Here is a 23,000-nt window from a genome sequence, read left to right as displayed (position 1 = left end):
GCACGGATGCCGAACGCCGTGGCGGACCGAGGAGGCGGCATGGCCGACAAGAACGCGGAGAAGCTGCCGCGCAAGACGTACGAGAAGGAACTGCTGCGCCTTCAGACGGAGCTGGTGAAGCTCCAGGAATGGGTGCGGGCGGAGGGCGCCCGGCTGATCGTGATCTTCGAGGGGCGGGACGCGGCCGGCAAGGGCGGCACCATCCAGCGGATCGCCGAGCACCTCAACCCCCGCGTCGCCCGGATCGCGGCGCTGCCGAAGCCGACCGAGCGGGAACGCGGCCAGTGGTACTTCCAGCGGTACATCGCGCATCTGCCGGCGGCCGGGGAGATCGTGCTGTTCGACCGCAGCTGGTACAACCGGGCCGGCGTCGAGCATGTGATGGGCTTCTGCACGAAGGAGGAATATCAGCGCTTCCTGCGTCAGTGCCCGATTTTCGAACGGATGCTGGTCGAGGACGGCATCCTGCTGCGCAAGTACTGGTTCTCGGTGAGCGACACCGAGCAGCAGGAACGTTTCCGGCGTCGGTTGGAGGACCCCCTGAGGCGCTGGAAGCTGTCGCCGATGGACCTGGAGTCCATCACCCACTGGGAGGCCTACTCCCGCGCCAAGGACGAGATGCAGGTGCACACCGACATCGCCGAAGCACCGTGGTTCGTCGTCGAGAGCGACGACAAGCGCCGGGCCCGGCTTAACATGATCACGCACCTCCTGGACTCCGTGCCGTACCACGAGGTGCCGCCTCCCGTACTGGAGCTCCCCGAGCGGCCCCCGTCCACCGGCTACCAGCGCCCGCCACGCGATCTGCAGACCTACGTCCCCGACCACACGACGAGACTGTGACGGCGTACGGGATCGTGGGTCTCACTCCGGGAGAACCAGCCGGCACGTCTCGCCCGGCCGCACACTGACCTCGCGGTCCGGGAGCCGTACGTCGATGGGCGGCAGGTCGGAGGGCGGTACGGCGATCTCGAGGTGCTCGCGTTCCATGCGCAGGCGTACGCCCCAGTGGCCCTGGTAGTGGAGCGCGAAGCGGTAGGAGGACAGCTCGGGCAGGGGCGCGGGGTCCAGCCAGAGGGCGCCCCTGCGGGTCTGCAGGCCGGTGAGGCCGCGCTGCACCAGGTCGAGGGTGCCGGCCATGGCTCCGAGGTGGATGCCCTCGCCCGTGGTGCCGCCCTGCAGGTCGGCGATGTCGCCCCGCAGTGCCTCCTGGCAGAACCTCCACGCCTCGGCGGGACGGGCCCGGGCGAGGACCCAGCCGTGCACGAGACCGCTGAGGGTGGAGCCGTGGCTGGTGCGGGCGAGGTAGTAGTCGGCGGTGCGCCGCCACGTCTCCTCGTCCAGCCGGTATCCCAACCGGCCGAAGAGGGAGTGCAGTTCCGCGGGTGAGAAGAGCTGGCCGAGCATCAGCACGTCGGCCTGCTTGGACGCCTGGTAGCGGTTGACGGTGTCGCCCTCGGCCTCCAGGATCCGGTCGAGGCGCCGGATGTCGTGGTACCGCCCGCGGTAGTCGTCCCAGTCGAGCTCGGCCAGCCTGCCGTAGCCCTCGAACTGGCTGATGACACCGTCGTGGAAGGGGACGTGGAGGGTGCGGGAGACCTCCTGCCACCGCTGGAGTTCGCCGCCGTCGAGCCCGGTGCGCTCGACGAGCTCCTGGCGGCGCGGCGCGGGGAGCGCGTCGAGCAGTTCGAGGGTGCGGGCCAGCACCCAGGCGGCCGTGACGTTGGTGTACGCGTTGTCGTCGAGGCCGGGCCGTGTCGCCCAGGGGTAGGCCTCGTGGTACTCGTCGGGGCCGACGACCCCGCGGATGCGGTGCCGGCCGAGCTGCTCGTCGTAGACGGCCGAGTCCGCCCAGAAGCGGGCGATCTGCAGCAGCATCTCGGCGCCCTCGGTGTGCAGGAACTCGGTGTCCCCGGCGGCCTCGCAGTACTGCCACACGTTGTACGCGATCGCCGAGCCGACGTGGTGCTGGAGGTGGGAGTGGTCGGGCAGCCAGCGTCCGGAGCGCGGGTTGAGGTGCAGCAGCTGGGTCTCCTCACGGCCGTCGCTGCCGCTCTGCCAGGGGTACAGCGCACCGCGTCGGCCGAGCGCGTGGGCGGCGGAGCAGGCCGTGCTCAGGCGGCGGTGCCGGTAGTGCAGCAGGGCGCGGGAGACCTCCGGGAAGTGCAGGTTGAGGTAGGGCAGGACGAACAGCTCGTCCCAGAACACGTGACCGCGGTAGGCCTCGCCGTGCAGGCCCCGCGCGGGCACGCCGACGTCGAGGTCGGCGGTGTGCGGGGAGAGGGTCTGCAGGACGTGGAAGAGGTGCAGCCGCAGGATGCCGCCCGCCTCACCCGGCACCTCCAGTTCGGCTCTGCGCCACAGCTGCTCCCAGGCGATGCGGTGCGACTGAAGAAGGTCGTCGAAGCCCGGGGCGTTGCCCACCCGGTCGATCGCGGCGTCCAGGGGGTCGCTGATCGCGGGGTCGTGGGAGGTGTGCAGGGCGACGCACTTGTCGACGGTGGCGGTGCGTCCGGGCACCAGGCGCAGTCGCAGTCGTTGGACGGTACGGGGATGTGTGTGCCGGGAGGCGAGGGGCGCGTCGGCCGTGAGCCGGGCGGCCATGCCGACGCGGATGTCGGAGGTGCGGGTGCGGCAGCGCAGCCACACAGTGTCCGGCGTGGCGTCACCGGTGTGCACGTGGGTGAGGTGGCTCCCGTCCAGCTCGCGGTAACGCGCCACCCCGGCGTTGGTCACCCCGCCGTCGAGGGCCGCCTCCACGTCCAGGTCCCCGGACCATCCCGTGGCCGTGAACTGAGTGCGCAGCGCCGCGAGATGGGGGTCGCCCATGTGCACCAGCCGCTGCTGCCGCACCGCCAGCGCACGTCCCTCGCCGAGGTCGTAGCGCGTGTGGCGCTCCAGCAGTCCCGAGGACAGGTGCAGCACCAGGTGGTGCTCCAGCACCGTCGTCGTGTCCGGGGTGAGCCAGCGCCGCCCGGGCGGGCGGAAGCGCAGCGGCAACCAGTTCGGCAGGTTGACCATGTCCTCGTTCTCGACGAGCCGTCCGGCGATCTTCGAGGTCAGGCGGTTGTAGACACCGGCGGCGTACGTGCCCGGGTAGTGCACCTCGTCCGCCGCGCACTCGGGCAGGGCCCCACGGGTCGCGAAACAGCCGTTGCCCAGGGTGCACAGGGACTCCCGCAGCCGCTCCTCCTCGGCCGCGTACGCCTCGTACGCCCAGCTCAGGGCCGTCACGCCTGCCGGGTACCCCTCACCGCCCACCCGACCCACGTGCGGGCCGGCGGAAGGCGGTCAGACCCGCTGGGGTACGACCGCCACGGGGCACTGGGCGTGGTGCAGCAGGGTGTGGGCCACACGGCCCACCTGGAGGCCGTAGTGGCCGTGCCGGTGCCGGGCGCCGATGATCAGGAGGTCCGCCGCGGCGGACCGGTGCAGGAGCACCTTGCGGGCCGGTCCTTCCACCGTCGAGCGGCTCACCCGGAGCGCGGGGTGGTCGGCGAAGGTGTCGCGGAGCGCGGTGTCCATCAGGACGGACGCCCGTGCCTCGTGCTGGTGCGCCGGGTCGCCGGCCGCCAGAGGATGTACGGCGGTCCGGTGTGCGGGGCTGCGCCATGCGCGTACGACGTCGAGCGCGCACGCACGCGCCTGCGCCTCCTCGAAGGCGAAGCGCACGGCCTCGCCGCTCGTGGCGGGGTCGCCCACGCCGAGCACGATCCGGTTGTGGGTTCCGGCCAGGCCCGCCTTGTCGCCACGGACGACGATCACCGGGCAGGAGGCGCGGGCCGCCACGGTCAGGGACACCGAGCCGAGCAGCAGGCCCTTGAGCTGGCCATGGCCCCGCACCCCCGTCACCAAGGCCGAGGCATTGCGGCCCGCGTGCAACAGGGCGGCGACCGCTTCCTCGGCCAGCAACTCGCAGGTCGCCTTCACCTCCGCGTCGCGCCGCCGGGCGCGCTCCTCGGCGGCCCCGACGATGTTCTGGGGCGTCCAGCGTCCGGATCCGGGCTCCCCCCGGTCGGGCGGCGCGGCGCCTTCGTAGCGTTCCCCGAGCGAGGCGTGCACCAGCCGCAGCGGCACGCCCCTCCGTGCGGCTTCGTCCACCGCCCAGTCGACCGCCACGAGGCTCGGTTCCGAGCCGTCGACGCCCACGACCAGGGGCAGCTCCATCGTCCTCACCGCCTTCCGTCGGACCCACCGCGTCTCGCGCGGCAACGGGACCCACCCCTACGGTCCCACTCCCGGGAGGCCGACAGGAGGGGCGGTCGCGACGGTGCGGGTTCCGGCGTGCTGGGCGCGGAGGTCGATCCGGGGAGGTGTCGACCGTGCTTCGCCCCATTGTCGTAGGTCTGGACGGCTCACGCCAAAGCCGGGGCCACGTAGGAAAGGAACAGGAAACCGGTATTGCTGTCAGAAGTTTTGACAGGTTGCGTCGCACTCCGCGCCCTGTCGCAGCGGCAGCTGGGAAGTCGAGGCCGTGTTCCCGGGTCACGTTCACCGCGGCGCGTTGCGCCGGACTGCCGGGTCGCGTTCGGCGACATGCCGGCGACCGCGTCGACGCCGCGAAACGCTCCGTGTCGGTGTCGGTGCGGATCTCCACACCTCCCGGGGTCCCATGCGAGGGCGGCCGAATCACACTTGATCCTTGGTTCCTGACAGGCCAACCACGGGGGCCAGTTGGGATCGGATGGTTCCTGCGTGGGGCTGAAGGGAGCCGTCGAAGGCGGCGGATCCGATGGTGAAGGCGTCGGCTCCGGCTGATGCGAGTGCCTGTATCTGGGCGGTGCTGGTGATGGAGCCGGCGATGACCAGGCGGCCGGTGGTGGCGGCGCGGGCGGCGCGGACCAGGTCGAGGGGGTCGGCGTCGGTGGCGCGATAGGCGAGGAGGTCAACGCCGGCGCAGCCGGCGGCTTCTGCCTGTCGGCAGTCGTCGGCGATGCGGTCCGGGTCGCCGGCGAGGCGAGTGGGGTGCCCGAGGGGTTCTCCGGCGAAGGGCAGGTAGCCGATGGACGTGCCCTGCAGGAGATCGAGGGTCTCCTTGATCCAGGTACCGCCCATCAGCCAGTCGACGCCGAGTTCGGTGGCTGTCCGTACGGAGGCAAGGGCCTGGTCCCGGTCGGTGCTGACGACTTCGAGGTAGGTGGTGGCGCCCATGTCCTTGATGCGGGTGTGGAGCTGGGCGAGGGTGTCGCGGTCGACGCCGATGTCTTTGAATCCGATGTGGGTGATGCCGAGGTCCTTGATGGTGTCGAGGACCTCGAGGCAGTCGGTGACGGTGCGGTCGTCGCGGGTGAGCATGAAGATGAAGTCCACGGTGTCCTTCGGCTTTCTGTTCCGGTTTTTGTTCCGGGTTGGTGTGAGTCGGTGGTCAGGGGCGGGCCGGTGCCCCTGAGGACAGGCGGTCGGCGTGGGTCAGGGCGGCGAGCAGGCTGGTGTGGTCGGCCGTGCCGAGACCAGCGATGTCGAAGGCGGTGCCGTGGTCGACGCTGGTGCGGACGAAGGGCAGGCCGATGGTGATGTTGACGCCGTGTTCGATCCCGAGGTACTTGACGGGGATGAGGCCCTGGTCGTGGTACTGGGCGACCACGGCGTCGAAGGCTCCGGCGCGGGCTCGCATGAAGACGGTGTCGGCGGGCCAGGGTCCGCTGGCCTGGATGCCTTCGCTCTGCGCGGCCTGGATGGCGGGGGTGATGATGTCCAGGTCCTCGCGGCCGAACAGGCCGTTCTCCCCTGCGTGGGGGTTGAGGCCGGCGACGGCTATGCGCGGGGCGGGCAGGCCGCCGCGCTGGAGTGTGCGGTGGGTGAGGCGGATGATGTCGAGTTCGCGGGCGGTGGTGATCGCGTCGATCGCGGTACGGAGGGACTGGTGCACGGTGACCAGGACGGTCCGCAGTTCGTCGGTGGCCATCATCATCGCGTAGTCCTTGGTGCCGGACAGGTCGGCGAGGATCTCGGTGTGCCCGGGGTAGGGGACGCCGGACATGCGCAGTGCTTCCTTGTTGATCGGCGCGGTCACCAGGGCCCGTACCTCGCCTGCCAGGGCGAGCTGGATACCACGGCGGACGTACTGGAAGGACGCCGCTCCCGCGCGGGCGTCGAGCGTGCCCCAGCGCAGGTCGGCCGGAAGGCCGTCCTCGGTGAGGACGTCCACCGTGCCGGGCGCGAACGCCGCCTGATCGACGGATGCGACGGGGCGAAGGGTGAGGCGCGTTCCGGCGACCCGGTCGGCGCGGGCGAGGACGCCCACGTCGCCGATGACGACGACGGGCACGGCGCGCCGGGGATCGGCACATGCCTTGAGGGTGATCTCGGGGCCGATTCCGCAGGGGTCGCCCATGGTGATGGCGATCGGGGTCATGCGTGCTCTCCTGGGGTGAGGGGATGTCGGATGAGGTGGCACAGGCGCAGGAGCATGGCGTCGTCGCCGAAGCCGCCCGCCTTGATCAGCACGGGGAGGGGGAGCTGTCCGAGCAGCGTTCCGCGGGCGACGCCGGGTTCGGGTTCGTCGAGCAGGCCGATGCCGGTGGCACCAAGGGTCTGGAGCACGGTCGCGGCCGTTTCTCCCCCGGTGACGATGAGCGCGTCGACCGTGTGCTCTTCGGCGAGAGCCCGGACGACTGCTGCCAGAGAGCGGGCGAGTGCTCGCGCGGTCTGTGGCGCGCGGCGTTCGTCGGGTGTTTGGAGGGTGAGGACGGGGGCCGTCAGGCCGCGCAGCGTCTCCACTGCCGTGGCCGGATCGCCGCTGACGGTGATCCCTTGGACATCCGCCCGGGCGCGGAGCGCGGCCAGCTGCCGCCGTGTCGCCGGGTTGGCACTGCCGACGACGATCAGTGGGCGTCGGGCGGGCGCAGGCACCGTAGCAGCGCTGCCGGCAGCGCGTGCGCACCTCCGGGCCAGGGCGGCCGCCAGCCCCGGGGAGCCGACCCACAGCACGTCGTCGAGGCGCGGCACCGCTGCCACCAGACGGTCGAGGTCGTCGTCACCTGCTGCGGAGTAGACGATCAGGTCACCGTTGCCGATCAGTTCGGGCAGCTCGGCCGCCCGGCCCGGCCCTGCCAGAACGGCCTCCGGGAACACCGTCGCCAGGTCCGAGCACCGCACGGGGTGTACCGGGTCGCGTGCGAAGTCACTCTCGTGGACCGGCACGCCCCGCACGTACTGGACTCCCTCCACCGTCACCCTGCCCTCCGCCGGGAAGGCCGGGGCGATGATGGCGGCTCTCCGCCGCGATCCCGCCCAGGCGGCCCGGACCTCGACCGCGACATGACCGCGCAGGGTGGAGTCCACCGTTTTGAAGAGCAGCTCGGAGTCGGCGAACAGGCGCGCCGCCCGCCACGTAAGCGAAGCGGCGGTCTCCTCGTCCAGTACGCGGCTTCCAAGGTCGACCGCGGTCACGCCCATGGCGTGCTGCGGCACCGCTGCCGGGGTGGAGAGCAGGATTCGGGCGTCGTGGCCGGCCCGGCGGAACGGCGCGGCACCGTCCCCGGCGCTGGTGAGGTCATCCGCCAGGATGGCGATGCCCGACCGCTCGTCGCTGCGGAATGTCATGCCCCACCTCTCCGTCGGTCAGCATTTCCCGTGAATGGATCAATAGTTGTTCAGGGAAAAGAGCTGGACAAGCGATTCATTCTCACGAGACCTGTGAGTAAAATTCACGTATGCGCTGGTCGGGTCTGCCTCCTCTGAATACTCTGCTGCCTTTCGAAGCGACCGTCCGGCACGCGAGCATGACCGCGGCGGCGCAGGAGCTGCATGTGACGCACGGCGCGGTGAGCCGACAGGTCCAGAACCTGGAGCGGTCCCTCGGGATATCACTGTTCGAGCGGCAGACACGCGCCCTGCGCCCGACCCCGCAGGCGCGCCAGCTGGCGGCCGTCGTCAGAGACGCACTCGATCAGATCGATGCGGCCGCCCGGCAGATCTCACAGCGCACACCCGCGGGACCGCTCACCCTCTCGTGCGAGCCCACACTCCTGATGCGGTGGCTCATTCCCCGGCTGCCCGATCTGGCCGTGAACGTGCCGGACGTCACCGTCCACCTGTCCGCAGGCGGTGGCCCCGTCTTCTTCGAGCGGGACAACATCGATCTCGCGATCCGCCGAGACGACTTCCCGTTTCCCGAAGAGGTGAGCCGGACCCGCTTGTTCGCAGAGAGGATCGGACCCGTCTGCCGGCCCGATCTCGCGGCCCGCCTGACCGGCGCCGCCGACCTGACGGGGGCAGCCCTTCTCCATACCGGTACGCGGCCGCAGGCGTGGGACGACTGGCGACGCATCACCGGCATGAAAGCAGAGCCCGCATCCCAGCAGACCCTGGAGCACTTCTACTTGACTCTCCAGGCTGCCGCGGCTGACGTCGGGGTCGCGATCGCCCCGTATGCCGTCGTCCGCGACGACTTGGAGCGGGGGCAACTCGTCGCACCCTTCGGTTTCGTCCCCGACGGCACGAGCTACCACCTCCTCAGCCGTCACCCACCCGAGCAGGACGTACGCGTCCGCCGGCTGACGGCATGGCTGCGGGCCCAGACGAGCCGGCTCGAAACCGATTCCGACCAGGCGTGACCGGCGGACTGCTCCGAAACCAGGGCCGACGCGGTTGCCAACAGCCCACACCGCCGCCTCCACCACGTCGTCACTGCTCCACCCCCGTGGCGGCGGTGTTCGCCTCCTTACGCAAAGCGCCACATACCAGACAGCTGTCGGCACAAACGCGGCCTCCGGCTAACCCTCCCCGCCCCGTTTGCCGGAGGCCCCCTCATCGTCGGGCCCGGGAACCGCGCGCGCCGGGCGAGCGCGCAGCACCAGAACATCCGAGCGGAGCTCGTCGGGCGGTATCTCCAGTCCCGCCCACAGCGCGCACGCGGCGAGCAGGTTCATGGGGCGGTGCGGGGCGCAGCGTACGTCGGAGGGGAACGGCAGGTCCGACAGGCGTTCGGCGAGGGCGCGGGCGGCGGCCTCCGCGTCGGCCGCGTGTGGTCCACCGGCCGTCGGTACGGGTTTGCCCGTGCCGGACACCAGAGCCTCCGCGAGAAGCAGCCGCGGGCCGTGGGGCGCCGCCCACCGGTCCGGCCGCGTGGTCGCCGTCGTGCCGGGGAGGAGCTCGGCGAGGCGGGCCGTCATCCACGCGGCCTGCGCCACCCCGGTGGCCAGCACACCGGCACCGGCGCCCGCCGACCACGGGCGGTTCCCCTCGCCGGTCCGAGCCCGGCCGAGCTGTTCCCAGGCGTCCGCGCTGTCGGTCGCGGGGACGGGCACCGACATGGGCGCCTCCAGAACGAGCGCGGCCCGACCGCCGGAGGCCAGGCGGGCGATCACGGCCTGGACCGCCGACTCGGGGTCGGCACCCTGTCCGACGAGAGCCGGCTCCGGCGTGTCGAGAGCGGCCCACGCGAACCTGCCCAGCGCCACCGAACCGACGTCGACTCCGACCACACGCGCTTCCATACGGCCAAGTCCAGCACAGGCCCCGTGCGGCGAGGGCCCGGCAGGGCTCACCGGACCCACGGCGAAATGATGTCAGGACTCGGGCACGAACGACCGCTCCCCCGCACCATCAGCGTGGTGCTCACCCTGCTCGTCCTGTTCGCCTGTGTGCAGCTGGTCGCCCCGGGGCTCGGCGACCACTGGTTCGGCTCCGACTACGCGCCGGAGGACCGGAGTTACGGTGAGCGCTGGACGTACCTGCTGACGGAGGCCGCCCCCCTCGCCGGGTCGGCGTGCTGTTCTGGGCACTCGGCAAGCCGACCCGCAGGACGGCCACCTCGAGGAGTAGCACGGGGCCGCCTCGCCCAAGGGCGTCTGCGAATCGGCTTGTTGACGAGCCGCACGAGTCGTGTGGCTACGCGACTACGCGAAGATCTCGCTGGGGTAGGGGACCTTGAGTTTGGTCCAGGACTTCTCACCCGGCCAGCCGTCCGCGTCCGCACCCGTGAAATGGAGCTTCCGCTGCCACTTGGCGTAGGAGTCACGGTGCTGCGCGTTCCACTGGTACGAGGGGCCCGTGTGGCCGTACGCGGAACAGCCCTCCTGTATCAGACGAATTCCCATTTCGTGGATGATGGGGCTTTCCGGCAGTGTCTTGAACCACGCCGATCCCGGGAAGGGAATGTAGTTGGAGCTGTCTTTCCTGACGATCAGCCGTTGGCCGACCCTGATGACGTTCGGGTCGCGGATTCCGTTCCACGCCTGAAGTTCCTCGACCGTTGTTCCGTACCTGTTGGCCAGGTCCCACAACGTGTCGCCTGTCTTGACTACGTAGTACATGTCTTCTGTTCCCATGTTTTTATGGTAGGCGGAACCGTCATTTCGCGCATGTGGGAGGCGGATTCCTGATTGACCAGGTGACAATTGAACCGACGACCGATGTCGGAGGCGTTCATGATTACCGGAGAACGCGTTTCGGAGACAGGAACGGAATACCTGGCGCAGCTGGAGAAAGCCGGTGAGCGCTTCGAGAGCCGCACCGCCCAACGCGAGGAAACCCGCAGGACCATTGAGCGGCGGGGCGTGCTTTATGCCGACGACCCCGATCGGGTCAAGAAGCGACTGGCGCGGCTGAACGCCGACTGGTCCCTCGTCAGATCGATCGAGAAGACACCGACGGAGCCGTCCGCGTCGACGGGGAGCACCCTGCCGCTGGCACCGGAGACCTTCGGCGCCGATGTGCTCGGCCTGGAACGCCTGATGGGACGTAACGATCTCACCGGAGTCGCGTTCCTCGAGGGAGGCTATCTGGCGGCCAGGTCGATAGGGCGGGTGACCGTCGCGGGGCCCGCGGGCGGACTTCACGGCACCGGATTCATGGTGTCGCCCTCCTTGTTGATGACCAACAACCACGTGCTGCGCAGCGCCGAGGAAGCGGGCCACGCCGTCGTCGAGTTCAACTTCCAGGCGGGTCTCGACGGACTTCCGCTGGGCGCGGTGGCCTTCGCGCTCGAGCCCCAGCGGTTCTTCGCGACCGACCCCGACCTGGACTTCAGCGTGGTCGCCGTGGCCGGGCTCGGCCAGCAGGGCGCGCGGCTCGCCGACTTCAACTGGCTGCCGGTCGACGCGACTCAGGGCAAGGCCATCCTCGGGGAATTCGTCAACATCATTCAGCACCCCAACGGTGAGCCCAAGCAGCTCGCGCTGCGCGAGAACCAGATCATCGATCTGCTGGACCAGTTCATCCACTACGAGACCGACACCGCACCGGGCTCCTCGGGCTCCCCCGTCTTCAACGACCAGTGGGAGGTGGTCGCCCTGCACCACTCGGCGGTGCCGAAGACCGACGGCGAAGGCCGTCTCCTGGCCACCGACGGAACGGTCTGGCGGCGGGGGATGGACGAACACCGGCTGGCGTGGAAGGCGAACGAGGGGGTGCGCATCAGCCGCGTACTGGAGGCGCTGACCCGGCTCACGCTGACCGGGACGGCGGCCCGGCTGCGGGACGAGTTGTTCAAGCCACCGGCGCCGGCCGCACCGAGGGCGGGCGAGGGCGTGCCGCAGACAACCGCGCGTGCGGGCACGGCAGTCGGCACCTCGGGCACGGCAGTGGACGGGTCGACACCGAACGGTCTGGCTCAGGCCACCTCGCGGGGCGCGGTGGGCGTGACCGTGCCGCTGCGGATCACCGTCGACCTCGATCTGCCGACTCCCGAACAGCCCACCCCGGGCGCCTCCCCCACTGGCCCGCCCTCGGTCGGCGCGACGGCCGTCGCCCCGCACGTCGACGGCGGCTCCGTCACCGACGCCGCCGAACGGGATCTGCAGGCGGCCCTGCGCAACCTCCGGCTCGGGGAGGAACGCGTCTACTACGACCGGGACGCCGACCACGCCGCACGAGACGCCTACTACGCGGGCATCGACGACGGCGCCCAGGGAGACGCGCTGCGACGTGCGTTGACGCGCCTGCTGGAGGAGACCCACGAGCCCCGCCCCTCGTACAAGCCCGCACGGATGCTCTACCCGTGGGTCGACCTGCACCCCGACCGGCTCCTGCGCAGCGTCTACTCCGGCAAGACCTTCACCGCGGAGGAACTCATCCGCGCCGACGCCGCCACCGAGGCGGCCCGACTCAACAGCATGCGGGAGTTCCTGCTGCGGGAGAGCGCGACGGGCCCGGCCGAACTCGCCGCGGAACTGGACGCGCTGGAGGCGTCGCGGCCGTACAACTGCGAACACGTCGTCCCACAGTCCTGGTTCGAGCACCGGGAGCCCATGCGGGGCGACCTGCACCATCTGTTCGCGTGTGAGCCGGAGTGCAACACCTTCCGCGCCAGCATCCCGTACATGGACTTCCCCGGTTTCCAGGAAACCGTGCGGGAGGACTGCGGCATGCGCGAGCCGGGAGGGTTCGAGCCCGAGCACAGCAGGGGGGCCGTCGCGAGAGCCACCCTGTACTTCCTGTTGCGCTACCCCAAGCTCGTCGGTGACGAGACGGACGAGTTCCCCGAGGAACGGCTGCCCGTCCTCCTGGACTGGCACGCGAATGAGCCCGTGAACGAGTACGAACTGCACCGCAACGCGGCGATCGCCGAGATCCAGGGTGACCGCAACCCCCTGATAGACCACCCGGAGTGGGCTCAGCGCATCGACTTCTCCGGCGTCTGGCCCTGACCTCGTTCGGGGGCGGGGTCAGACAGCCCAGGCCCACGTCGTGGACCAGGAGGGCGGCCCGGACGCGGTTGGTGAAACCCTGGTGCTGTGACCGGCTCACCTTCCCGCAGCGGCACTCGGGGTCCGGGTGCCGGTGGTGCCGAAGCGGACTCCCTTGGCCTCCGTGCCGATCGCACTGAGCACGATGACGACGGCCAGGGTGGGCAGCACCGTCCAGGCCATCGCCGAGGGGTAGCCGTGGCGTTCGGCGATGGCCTCCTGGAGGGGCAGGTTGAGGGCGGCGATCAGATTGCCGAGCTGGTAGGTCACGCCCGGGTAGAAGCCCCGGATGGCGTCCGGGCTCATCTCGGTCAGGTGCGCCGGGATGACACCCCAGGCCCCCTGGACGCACACCTGCATCAGGAAGGAGGAGAGCATCAGCCAGCCGACCGTGCTGGACAGCGCGAAGAAGGGCACCACGACCAGACCCGCGGCCGCCGCGACCATGATGGTCCGACGGCGGCCCAGCCTCTCGGAGTACGCGCCGAGCAGCACACCGCCGATGATGGCGCCGATGTTGTAGACCACGGCGATGGCGATCGCGGTGTCCGGCGACAGGCCCAGGCCCTTCTTGATGAAGGTCGGGTAGATGTCCTGCGTACCGTGCGACATCCAGTTGAAGGCGGTCATCAGCGCGACCAGGTACACGAAGCGCCGCAGTACCGCCGGGTTCCTGAACACCTTGTACGCGGGGGTGCGGTTGAGCCGGACGCTCTTCTCCCACACCTCGCTCTCCTCCACCCGGCTGCGCACCCACAGCGCGACCAGGGCGGGCACGAGACTGAAGGCGAACAGCCCGCGCCAGCCGAAGACGGGCTCGATGACGAAGAACGCCACGGCGGCGAGGAGATACCCCAGCGAGTAGCCGCTCTGCAGCAGGCCGGACCAGAACCCGCGCCGGGCGGCCGGGATCTTCTCCATGGCCAGCGCCGCGCCCAGGCCCCACTCGCCGCCCATCCCGATGCCGTACAGCAGGCGCAGCACCAGCAGCACGGTGTAGTTCGGGGCGAAGGCGCAGGCGAAGCCGACGATCGAGTAGAAGACGACGTCGACCATGAGCGGGACGCGGCGGCCACGGCGGTCCGCCCACATGCCGAAGACCAGCGCACCGACCGGCCGCATCACCAAGGTGACGGTGGTGAGGAAGGCCATGTCGGTGAGAGAGACGTGGAAGTCGTCGGCGATCTCGCTGTAGACGAGCACCACGAGGAAGTAGTCGAAGGCGTCCATCGCCCAGCCCAGGTAGGCGGCGACGAAGGCGTTGCGCTGGTCCTTGGTGAGACCCGACGCCTGCTCTTTGACGGTCTTCAGCATGCCAGTCCTCCCGAAGTCCGCAGGTGACGCTAGGCGCGCGAGGTGCGGTGGACAACGAAGAGGCGGCAAAGCACGCCCCACGATTGAACAAAAGTCGACACCCGCTCGGCACGGCTCCATGGCGGGTGCCGTTACGCATGGGGACCTTGACGATCACTGTGACGGCTGCCACGATGCCGACGCCCCCGCACCGCAAACGCTTACTACCAGCAGTCGCTCAGCCACGCGCAGGCTCCGCCAAGCACCGAGCCGCCATCCCCCGAAAGAGCAAGCCGATGCGCACAGCACCTGACAGCAATCGCAGCAACCGCTTCACTCCCCGACTGCGCGCCGCCTTCGTGGCCGTCGCGATCGCCGCGATCAGCGGCACCACCCTCGCCGGCAGCCCCGCCGCCGCGCCGAGCCTGGACCCGACCCAGTTCAAGGGCGTCAACTGGGCGGACCCGCGCGACAACTTCGCCGACGACTACCTCCAGCTGTCCGGCCTGTCGACCACCGACAGCTACGCCCAGACGTACGCCAAGGCCAGCCGGATCATCTCCGCGTTCCGCGCCAACCTCGGCGCCAACACCGTCCGACTGCCCATCAACCCGTATACGGTCAACGGCTCCTACTGGAAGTCCTACCGCGGAGTCATCGACGCGGCGTCGGACAGAGGCTTCAAGGTCATCCTCTCCTACTGGGAGGGGACGGGAGACCGCAAGGACGGCTTCATCGACGACGAGGCCACCTACTGGCCGATGTGGAAGACCGTCGTCAAGGCGTACAAGGACGACAAGCGCGTCTACTTCGAGCCGATGAACGAGCCGCACGGCTACACCGACGCCCAGTGGGCCGACATCGCCGCCAAATGGCTGTCGACCTACCCGGCGGTCCCGCGCAACCGTGTCTTCGTCAGCGGCGCCGGCTACAACGACCACGTCACCTCGGTCTGCGCCGACCCGCGCCTGAAGGGCACTTACCTGTCCCTGCACCACTACGGGTTCTGGAAGGACTACGCCACCTACGACCAGTGGGTGTCCGACCTCAAGGTGCGCATCGGCGACTGCGCGGGCCGGACCGTCGCGGACGAGTTCGGCGCCCCGATGACCACCGGCTTCGACTACAACAAGCCGGACGCCTCCAACAACTTCATCAACTACGTCCAGGCCGTCACGGACACCTTCCGCGAGCTCAAGATGGGCTCCGTCTACTGGCCGGGCCTGCGCACCGACGACACGTACTCGCTGCAGACCCTGGTCGGCGACCCCAACCGCCCCTGGCTGGCCACCACCAACCAGTCCGGCGCCGACCGCCTCGCCTGGGCCTGGGGCCGTGGCAAGCCGGTACAGCGCTGATCGACCGCCGGTGCGCGGACGGGAGCTGCATGTCGCGCAGCCCCCTGGCCGGCCGCACCAACCCAGGGCCTGTCGTTTGGATCACGCCATGGACGCGGGGTCGAACAGACCCGTCGCTGCCCTGCGACCTGATCCGAACGACAGGCCCTGCTCCTGCCCCACGCCCTGTCTTGACGCTCAACCGTTTCATTGCTTCTCTCGAAAGGCTGCCCATGGGAGCGCTCCCAACCCTCACGCGAAAGGGATCCCCATGCAGATCACCCCCCACGGCACCTCCTTACGCCCCGTCAGACGCTCGCTCCCGGCCCTGCTCACGGCCGTTCTCATCGCCTGCCTGTTGTCCTTCGCGGGCGGCTCGCCCGCGCAGGCCGCGCAGGCCGCGCAGGCCGCGCCCGGGGACGGCTCGGTGTCGGATCCCAACATCGTCTACGTCGGTCGGTGGGACACCGGCACGGGAACCGCGGCGGTGCCCTCCTGGACCGGGGCGTATCTGCAGACGGCCTTCACCGGTACCACCGTGAAGGTCAGGGCCAGGGACGCGGTCAACCTGTACGTGAGCATCGACGGGGGCCCCGACGCGTTCCACGCGAGCGTGCGCGGCACGGTGAACCTCACGCCCCGCCCCCTCTCCCCCGGCACCCACACGCTGCGCATCTCCTACCGCTCCGGCGACACGGTCTTCCAGGGCCTGGTATTGGACCCCGGCGCCCGCACGGTCAGCCCCAACTCACCGGCCAGGCTCGTCGAGTTCGTCGGCGACTCCATCACCGCTGGCGCCCTCACCGAACGGCTGGCACTCGACTCGTACGCCTGGAAGACCGGCGAGCAACTGGGCGCGCGCCACACCCAGATCGCCCGCTCCGGCTACTGCCTCGTCGCCCGGTCCGGGTGCACGGGTCTGGGCAGCCAGTTCTTCAAGACGGCCAGTACGGGCGGTCAGGACTGGGACTTCTCCCGCTACCGGGCGGACGCGGTCGTCGTCAACCTCGGCACCAACGACATCGGCCACGCAGTCAGCTCCCCGCAGTTCCAGGCGGCGTACACCAAGTTCCTCGGCGACCTGCGCGCCATCTACCCGAACGCGCAGCTCTTCGCGGTGCAGACGCTCAAGAAGCGGTACGTCGCCGAGACCAGGGCGGCGGTCAGTGCCCGCGCCAACGCCGGTGACACGAAGGTGCACTACGTCGACACCTCGGGCTGGCTCACCGACGGCACCGACTACGAGGACGGCAACGGCCACCCCAACGAGGCGGGCCACACCAAGTTCGCGAGCCGTCTCGCCCCCGTCATCGCCGCCCGGCTCGGCGGCAGCGCCGCCCGGTCCGCGGAGGCCGTCGCCCCCGGCCAACCCGGCGACCCCAACATCAAGTTCGTCGGCCGCTGGGACACCCGCAGCTCCAGCACCGCCTACACCCCCTACTGGGCGGGCGCGTACTACCGGGTCGGCTTCACCGGCCGGACCGTCAAGCTGAAGCAGCGGGCCACGATCGACCTCTGGGCCCGCATCGACAACGGGCCCGTGACCTTCCACGACGACGTCAAGGGGACGGTGAACCTGACACCGTCCCCCTTGTCCGCGGGCAACCACACCCTCCAGGTCAACTACCAGGTGATCGCCGGTTCGTACCGCGGCGACGCCGTCTTCCAGGGGCTGGTCCTCGACGGCGGCGCGACGACGTTCGCCCCGCAGGCCCCCGGCCGGCTGGTCGAGTTCGTCGGGGACTCGATCACCGTGGGAACGACGACCTCGCAGAACGCACGCACGGCGTACGGCTGGCTGATCGGCGAACGGCTCGGTACCGAGCACACCCAGATCGCCCAGGGCGGCGCCTGTCTGGTCGCGGCGGCCGACGGATGCGTGGGCCTGGAGCGGCAGTACGGCAAACTCAACCCGAACGCGGCCACGCCCGACTGGGACTTCGCCCGCTACCGGGCGGACGCCGTCGTCATCAACCTCGGCACCAACGACGTCGGCCACCAGGTCAGCTCCACGCAGTTCCAGGCGGCGTACACGAGTCTGCTGCGCAAGGTCCGCGCCGCCCATCCGCAGGCGTGGATCTTCGCGCTGGAGACCTTCCGCGGACGGTATGTCCCGCAGACGGAGGCGGCGGTCAGGGCGGCCGTCGACGGCGGCGACTCCCGGATCTCGTTCGTCGACACCACCGGCTGGCTGGGCTCCGGCGACCTCACGGACTCGGTGCACCCCAACGACCAGGGCCACCGCGCCATCGCGAACCGCCTGGCACCGATCGTCGCGGCGAGGATCGGCGGCTGAGGGAACCGCGGAGCGGGTGGGCCGGTCACCTCGCCCGGCCCGCCCGTTGTTCCTTCACCTGTTGCGCCGTCAACTGCTTCCGGGCTCGCCGTCACGTCGTCCGAGGCGCACGATGGAAGCAGAGGCACCCGCCGCCGCGGGCCCGCCGCGAGCCCGCGCGGCCGGTGCGAGGAGGTCGCCATGACCCGTATCGCTTCCGCCATCAGATCACGGTTGCCCGACACCGTCCGACTCGCCGGAACCCACTCGGGAAGCCACCCCTGGAAGATCCAGCTCGTCGAACATCCCAGGCGCAAGGAATCGTCGTTCTTCCGGGCCGCGAAGGCGACGGTGAAGAAGATCCTCGACGAAACGAGCGACGAGGACCTGCCCTACGGTCCCCGGCCCACCGGATCCGAGCACTGGGAGATGCACCACGGCGGCAGCCTGTGGGTGAAGGGGCGGGACGGCTGGCGCATGTACCGCGCCAAGGCCGGCATCGAGTGGAGCATGCAGTTCTGCGCGGACCCGGAGAAGGTCGACCGGCTGCGCCTCCTCGCGGCCGAACTCGTGGACGCCTTCCCGCTCACCCTGCCCGCCCTCGACGCACTGGGATACGAAGAGGCCCGCGAGCTGCTGCGCACGCCGATCACGGACGCCGACGGAGTCGAGGCGTGGACCGACTCCCTCTTCAATTCGTGCGTGCCCCTGAACCACGGGGACCACCAGGGGATCCTGCCCAAGACCCCCGGCGAACACCACTACCCCTGGCCGGTCAAGGGCGCGGACTACTTCCGCTACGCCGACTTCAAGCTGTGGGTGACCCTGCCCGACGGCACCCATGGCGCCGTGGCCCCGGTGGGCCGACGGGGTTCGGGGGACGGGCGGGTCCGCCTGCTCCACGTCCCTGAGGGCAGCAGGGCCGCGGCCACCCTGGCCGAGGCACAGGAGCTGCGGGAGATGGCCGTGCTCCCGCCCGACAGCCGTGTCGCGCGGGAGGCGTTCCAGATGCAGATCCCCGACGGGCAGCACGACGCGTCCGGCCCTCTCACCGACGGGGCACAGCACGACGGAGGACCGCGACGCGGCAGACGGCGGCAGGAATAGGCAAGGAGCGCGACCATGGCACGCAAGATCGTCATCTGCCTGGACGGGACCGGCAACCAGGTCGGCGCCCGCCACCCGACCAATGTGGTCCGCCTCTACGAGATGCTGCGCGCGGACGACCCCGCACAGCAACTCCTGTACTACGACCCCGGCGTCGGCACCATGTCGTCGGCCACCGCGCGCGGACCGGCGAGCCGCTGGTTCTCCCGCATGAGCGGACTGGCGTTCGGCACGGGCCTCAAGACGAATCTCGCCGAGGCCTACACCTTCCTGATGCGGCACTGGCAGCCGGGCGACGAGGTGTACGTCTTCGGCTTCAGCCGCGGCGCCTACACCGCCCGGGCCCTGGTGGGCATGCTGAACAAGCCGGGCCTGATGCGCCCCGGTTCGGAGAACCTGGTCCCGTACGCCGTCGCCAAGTACGCCTTCAACCAGGACATCGACAAGAGCATGCAGGAGGTGGCGCGCTTCTCGCACGCCTTCTGCCGGCGCACCGACGACGAGCCGCTGTGGAGGGTGGTGAAGGACAACGCGAAGGTGGCCGGCCACGAAAGACAGGTCTCTCGCTACGCAGTTCCGGTCGCGTACCTCGGCATCTGGGACACCGTGAAGGCGGCGGGCATCCTGCGCCTGGGCAACCTGCGCTGGCCCTACACCCACCAGCTGCCCAACGCCGCCCGCATCCGCCACGCCGTGTCCCTGGACGAGAAACGGCGCCCCTACCGCGAGTACGAGGTGACACCGCGTCCGCCGGCCCTCCAGGGCACCGCGCAGGAGGTCTGGTTCGCCGGGGTGCACTCCGACGTCGGCGGCACCTTCGAGCACGCCCACAACGAGCCGCTGCTCTCGACCATCACCCTCAAGTGGGTCACCGACGGCATCTGCGACGACCTGCTCTTCCGCCCCGGCGCCTACGCCGAGGCCTGCACGCTCACCGAGGAGTTCGCGGACGCGCCCCTGCACAAGAACGGCCCGCTCTGGATCCTCGCGGGCCGGCGCTCGCGTCCGGTGCCCGAGGGCGCGCGGGTGCACGCGAGCGTACAACTGCGGCGGCGGCACGATGCCAAGTACCACCCCGGCCTGCGGGAGCCGCGGGAGTGGGCCGACCTCGACTGGACCAAGCCGACGCCGACAGCGGGCGGTTGAGCGGTCCTCCACAGCGAATCGCGGGGCATCCCCCGCTGCCGAGGGGCGATCATGGGGCACTGACGGGCCGTTGAAGGAACGCGCCCCCGCCCCGGAGGTACGTCGATGCCGCAGCCCCGCGATCCGCACGGCCCGGAGTCCGTCAACTCCGGTGTCTGGGAGGCGTACGGTACCCACCACCTGAGACACGGCACGGTCCTGGCCGAGGCGGAACGCATCGACTGGGGCATCACGGGCGCCGGACCGGGCGCCGATCTCCTCGGGGAACTGTCGGGCCGCCGTGTCCTGGACCTCGGCTGCGGCACGGCCCGCCACGCCGCCCATCTCGTGCGGGCGTACGGCGCGTCGGTGGACGCGGTGGACGCCTCGCCGAGCCAGTACGAGCGGGCCCGAGCGCGGTACGGCTCGCTGCCGGGGCTGCGCCTCGTCCGGGCCGACGCGGTCGAGCATCTGCGGACGGCGGCGCCGTACGACGTGGTCTACTCCGTCAACGGCGTCCCGTTCATCGATCCCCGCCGGCTGCTGCCCGCACTCGCCACGGCGCTCACGCCGGGCGGGACGCTGTGCTTCTCCGCGCTGCACACCAACTCGCGGGGCGACGGTCCATCGGCCGAGGTGGTGCCCCGGCCGGAGACCCTGCGGTTCGCGGACGGCGGCGACCACACCGTGCGGATGTGGGTGCTCACGCCGGAACTCTGGGAGGACCTGCTCGCCGAGCACGGGCTGCGGCTCGAGTCGGTGCACGTCGTCGACGCGCCGGAGCCCGGCAACCACGCCTCCTACCGCGTCTTCCGCGCCCGGCGCCCCGCCCGTGTCTCCTCCCGGCCCCGCACCTCCCTGGCGCCCGTCGCGCACGCGACCCTGGGCGTGGCCCCCATCCTGCACGGCCCACACGGGCTGCTCCTGGGCCGCCACCGCCGGGGCACCTGGGAGCTGCCCGGCGGGAAGGCGGAGCCCGGCGAGACGATCCAGGAGACGGTCGTGCGTGAGCTCGGCGAGGAGACCGGACTGCGGGCCGAGCCGTCCGACGTACGCCTGCTGGGCACGCTCCTCGACCACGTCGACGACGTCGTACGGGTGACCGTGGCCGCCCTCGTCACCGACTGGCGCGGCGAGCCGTCCGACCAGCCCGGCGAGAGCGTCGGCGACTGGCGCTGGTACCCGCTGGAGCAGCTGCCGCCCGCCCTGTTCGTGTGCAGCGCGCAGGCCCTCACCGCCTGGCGCCCCGAACTGCCGATCGACCACACGCCCGCCCACTTCACCCCGTACGCGGACGCGCCGCTCCGCGGCCCGGCCCGGCGTGTGCGGCCCCGGACGGCGGAGGACATGGCCGACTGCGCCGCCGTACTCGCGGCCGTGCACGAGGACGGCGGCTATCCGGTGAACTGGCCCGGCCGGCCCGAAGACTGGCTCACGCCCCGATCACTGCTGTCGGCGTGGGTGGCGGAGCAGGACGGGCGGATAGTCGGGCATGTCGTCCTGTCCCACAGTGACGAGGGTGACCTCGCGCCCGGCCTGTGGAAGGCCCGCCACCCGGACGCCGGGGCGACCGGCGTGGTGAACCGGCTGTTCGTCTCGCCCGCGGCGCGTGGGCGGGGCATCGGGGCTGCGCTGCTGGAGCGGGCCACGAGTGAGGCGTACACGCGGGGCCTGCATCCGGTGCTGGACGTCGTCGCCTCGGACACCGCGGCGACGGCTCTGTACGAGCGGCTGGGCTGGGAGCTGCTGGACGTGGTCGATCAGCACTGGGGCCCGGACCGGCCCGTCTCTCTGCGCTGCTACGCGGCGCCCTCCCCTTAGGCCGTCGACTGGCCGCTGACGGCCGATCAGCTCAGTGCCGCCCGCGTGTTTTCCGGTCGGTTTTCACCCGTTCTTGTGCAGTCCGCCGCGCGGCTGTCCCCTCGGGTCTTCTCATCTGATGCACTTCCCCTGAGTCCTGCGACAGTTGACGAGACCTCAGGGGGCACGGTGACGCGTCGTCAAGAACGGCTCGCGGCGGGCAGAGCGGTACTCACGGTCCTCACGGCGCTCGGCACGCTGGCCGGTGCGGCCCTGGCGGGGGCGGCACCGGCCGGCGCCGCGCAGGGCGGCACCCGGATCGCGCCCGGCGTCGCCTACCGGGAGTTCGACATCCAGGGGAGCAAGGGTCCGACGCACGCCCATGTACTGAGCGTCGACCTGACCGACTCCCGGGTGCGCCTCGGCCTGCTGTACCCGGGGAAGGTGGCCGCGCGGGCCACCGTCTCACGGCTGGCGGACACCCAGCAGGCGCTCGGAGGTGTCAACGGCGACTTCTTCAACATCTCCGAGACCCAGCACCCGGGCGTCGAGGCGACCGGCGCGAGCGTGGGCCCGGCGATCGCGGACGGCCATGTGCTGAAGGCGGCGGTGCCCACGGGCCAGAGGTTCGGGCCCGCGCTGCCGTCGGGGAGCAGCACCCGGGACGTGCTGGGTGTCGACACCGATCATCGCGCCCGGCTGGACCGGCTGACTCTCGACGGATCGGTCACCACGCCCGACGGGCATTTCGCCCTGGGCGGGCTCAACCAGTACGCGCTGCCCGTGGGGTCCGTCGGCGCGTTCACCGCGGAGTGGGGCAGCGCCTCCCGGGTGCGCCCCACGTGCGGTACGGACGGCGACCGGGGCGCGCCGTGCAGCACCGACACCTTCGAGGTGACGGTCAAGGACGGCCGGGTCGTGTCCACCGCCGACACACCCGGCAGCGGTGCCATCGCCGCCGGGACCACCGTGCTCGTCGGCCGGGAGGCGGGAGCGCAGCGGCTGCGGAAGTTCTTCACCGGGGAGTCGGTCCAGGTGCGCCACCGGCTCGTGGCGTCCACCGCGTCGACGCCGTACGCCTTCGCCATCGGCGGCTACCCGGTCCTGCGGGGCGGGCAGCCGCTGCCCGGCCTCGACACCACCGCCGCGGCCGTGCGTACCGCCGTGGGTGTCACCGCGGGCGGTCGGAGCGTGCTGCTGTTCGCGCTCGACGGGGCGCCCGAGTACCGCAGCGGCCTCACGGTCGCCGAAGTGGCGGACGCCCTGCGCGGCCTGGGCGCGGTCGACGCCTTCAACCTGGACGGCGGCGGCTCGACGACGCTGGTCACCCGGCCCTCCGGCGCGGGCACCGTCTCGGTGCGCAACCACCCCTCCGGCGGCGCGGAGCGTCCCGTCGCGAACGGCATCGGGGTCTTCGCCGCCGGGTGATCG

At 70.8% G+C, this 23,000-nt stretch carries 17 protein-coding genes and 1 pseudogene; 10 read left to right on the top strand and 8 right to left on the bottom strand.

Annotated features, from left to right (window positions below; translation table 11 throughout):
* Window positions 1-39 precede the first annotated feature (39 nt).
* The gene (gene ppk2, locus AC067M_RS24000) at window positions 40-843 is read left to right on the top strand and encodes a polyphosphate kinase 2 (protein ID WP_478699062.1); all 804 of its coding nucleotides are present in this window, start codon (window positions 40-42) and stop codon (window positions 841-843) included.
* A 21-nt stretch (window positions 844-864) separates the two neighbouring features.
* Here ppk2 and AC067M_RS23995 read toward each other — a convergent pair whose 3' ends face one another.
* The 5 genes from AC067M_RS23995 to AC067M_RS23975 form a co-directional block, all read right to left on the bottom strand.
* Window positions 865-3,234 (bottom strand): glycoside hydrolase family 65 protein, encoded by a 2,370-nt coding sequence (locus AC067M_RS23995; RefSeq protein ID WP_478699061.1) that lies wholly within the window; start codon window positions 3,232-3,234, stop codon window positions 865-867.
* A gap of 57 nt (window positions 3,235-3,291) precedes the next feature.
* A complete protein-coding gene (locus tag AC067M_RS23990) occupies window positions 3,292-4,167 on the bottom strand; it encodes a universal stress protein (RefSeq protein ID WP_478699060.1) in 876 nt (291 codons plus the stop codon).
* A gap of 462 nt (window positions 4,168-4,629) precedes the next feature.
* The gene (locus AC067M_RS23985) at window positions 4,630-5,310 is read right to left on the bottom strand and encodes a HisA/HisF-related TIM barrel protein (RefSeq protein ID WP_478699059.1); all 681 of its coding nucleotides are present in this window, start codon (window positions 5,308-5,310) and stop codon (window positions 4,630-4,632) included.
* Window positions 5,311-5,365: 55 nt separating this feature from the next.
* Window positions 5,366-6,355 carry a 4-hydroxythreonine-4-phosphate dehydrogenase PdxA gene (pdxA, locus tag AC067M_RS23980; RefSeq protein ID WP_478699058.1) on the bottom strand — a complete coding sequence of 330 codons (990 nt, stop codon included), beginning with the start codon at window positions 6,353-6,355 and terminating at the stop codon, window positions 5,366-5,368.
* A complete protein-coding gene (locus AC067M_RS23975; RefSeq protein WP_478699057.1) occupies window positions 6,352-7,545 on the bottom strand; it encodes a four-carbon acid sugar kinase family protein in 1,194 nt (397 codons plus the stop codon). The genes pdxA and AC067M_RS23975 overlap by 4 nt, the downstream gene beginning before the upstream one ends.
* A gap of 110 nt (window positions 7,546-7,655) precedes the next feature.
* Here AC067M_RS23975 and AC067M_RS23970 point away from each other — a divergent pair, with 110 nt between their 5' ends.
* On the top strand, window positions 7,656-8,558 hold the full coding sequence (locus tag AC067M_RS23970; protein WP_478699056.1) for a LysR substrate-binding domain-containing protein: 903 nt from the start codon (window positions 7,656-7,658) through the stop codon (window positions 8,556-8,558).
* 159 nt (window positions 8,559-8,717) lie between these two features.
* On the opposite strand, the gene AC067M_RS23965 is transcribed toward AC067M_RS23970, so the two are convergent.
* Complete coding sequence (locus tag AC067M_RS23965) at window positions 8,718-9,440, bottom strand: hypothetical protein (RefSeq protein ID WP_478699055.1); 723 nt, start codon at window positions 9,438-9,440, stop codon at window positions 8,718-8,720.
* Window positions 9,441-9,842: 402 nt separating this feature from the next.
* On the bottom strand, window positions 9,843-10,274 hold the full coding sequence (locus tag AC067M_RS23960; RefSeq protein ID WP_478699054.1) for a LysM peptidoglycan-binding domain-containing protein: 432 nt from the start codon (window positions 10,272-10,274) through the stop codon (window positions 9,843-9,845).
* 99 nt (window positions 10,275-10,373) lie between these two features.
* Here AC067M_RS23960 and AC067M_RS23955 point away from each other — a divergent pair, with 99 nt between their 5' ends.
* Window positions 10,374-12,593 carry an endonuclease gene (locus AC067M_RS23955; RefSeq protein WP_478699053.1) on the top strand — a complete coding sequence of 740 codons (2,220 nt, stop codon included), beginning with the start codon at window positions 10,374-10,376 and terminating at the stop codon, window positions 12,591-12,593.
* A gap of 96 nt (window positions 12,594-12,689) precedes the next feature.
* On the opposite strand, the gene AC067M_RS23950 is transcribed toward AC067M_RS23955, so the two are convergent.
* Window positions 12,690-13,946 carry an MFS transporter gene (locus tag AC067M_RS23950; protein ID WP_478699052.1) on the bottom strand — a complete coding sequence of 419 codons (1,257 nt, stop codon included), beginning with the start codon at window positions 13,944-13,946 and terminating at the stop codon, window positions 12,690-12,692.
* Between the two features lie 275 nt (window positions 13,947-14,221).
* Between AC067M_RS23950 and AC067M_RS23945 the strand changes: the two genes are divergently transcribed.
* The 7 genes and pseudogenes from AC067M_RS23945 to AC067M_RS23915 all read left to right on the top strand — a co-directional run bounded on the left by AC067M_RS23945 (window position 14,222) and on the right by AC067M_RS23915 (window position 22,997).
* A complete protein-coding gene (locus AC067M_RS23945; protein WP_478699051.1) occupies window positions 14,222-15,283 on the top strand; it encodes a glycoside hydrolase family 5 protein in 1,062 nt (353 codons plus the stop codon).
* Window positions 15,284-15,533: 250 nt separating this feature from the next.
* Window positions 15,534-17,558, top strand: a complete 2,025-nt coding sequence (locus AC067M_RS23940) for a GDSL-type esterase/lipase family protein (RefSeq protein ID WP_478699050.1) — start codon at window positions 15,534-15,536, stop codon at window positions 17,556-17,558.
* 180 nt (window positions 17,559-17,738) lie between these two features.
* Window positions 17,739-18,644 carry a DUF6424 family protein gene (locus AC067M_RS23935; RefSeq protein ID WP_478699049.1) on the top strand — a complete coding sequence of 302 codons (906 nt, stop codon included), beginning with the start codon at window positions 17,739-17,741 and terminating at the stop codon, window positions 18,642-18,644.
* A 15-nt stretch (window positions 18,645-18,659) separates the two neighbouring features.
* Entirely contained in the window at window positions 18,660-19,790 is a 1,131-nt protein-coding gene (locus AC067M_RS23930; RefSeq protein ID WP_478699048.1) for a DUF2235 domain-containing protein, read from the top strand.
* A gap of 105 nt (window positions 19,791-19,895) precedes the next feature.
* A pseudogene (locus AC067M_RS23925) lies at window positions 19,896-21,062 on the top strand (bifunctional class I SAM-dependent methyltransferase/NUDIX hydrolase); the annotation flags it as partial.
* Window positions 21,063-21,116: 54 nt separating this feature from the next.
* On the top strand, window positions 21,117-21,590 hold the full coding sequence (locus AC067M_RS23920; RefSeq protein WP_478699118.1) for a GNAT family N-acetyltransferase: 474 nt from the start codon (window positions 21,117-21,119) through the stop codon (window positions 21,588-21,590).
* 168 nt (window positions 21,591-21,758) lie between these two features.
* Window positions 21,759-22,997, top strand: coding sequence for a phosphodiester glycosidase family protein (locus AC067M_RS23915; RefSeq protein WP_478699047.1), 1,239 nt, complete (start codon window positions 21,759-21,761; stop codon window positions 22,995-22,997).
* The last annotated feature ends 3 nt before the right edge of the window (window positions 22,998-23,000 follow it).

The organism is Streptomyces sp. NPDC043427 (genome assembly GCF_056436655.1).
The sequence above is the reverse complement of the archived record's forward strand: the minus strand, read 5'-3'. Positions and strand labels throughout refer to the sequence as shown.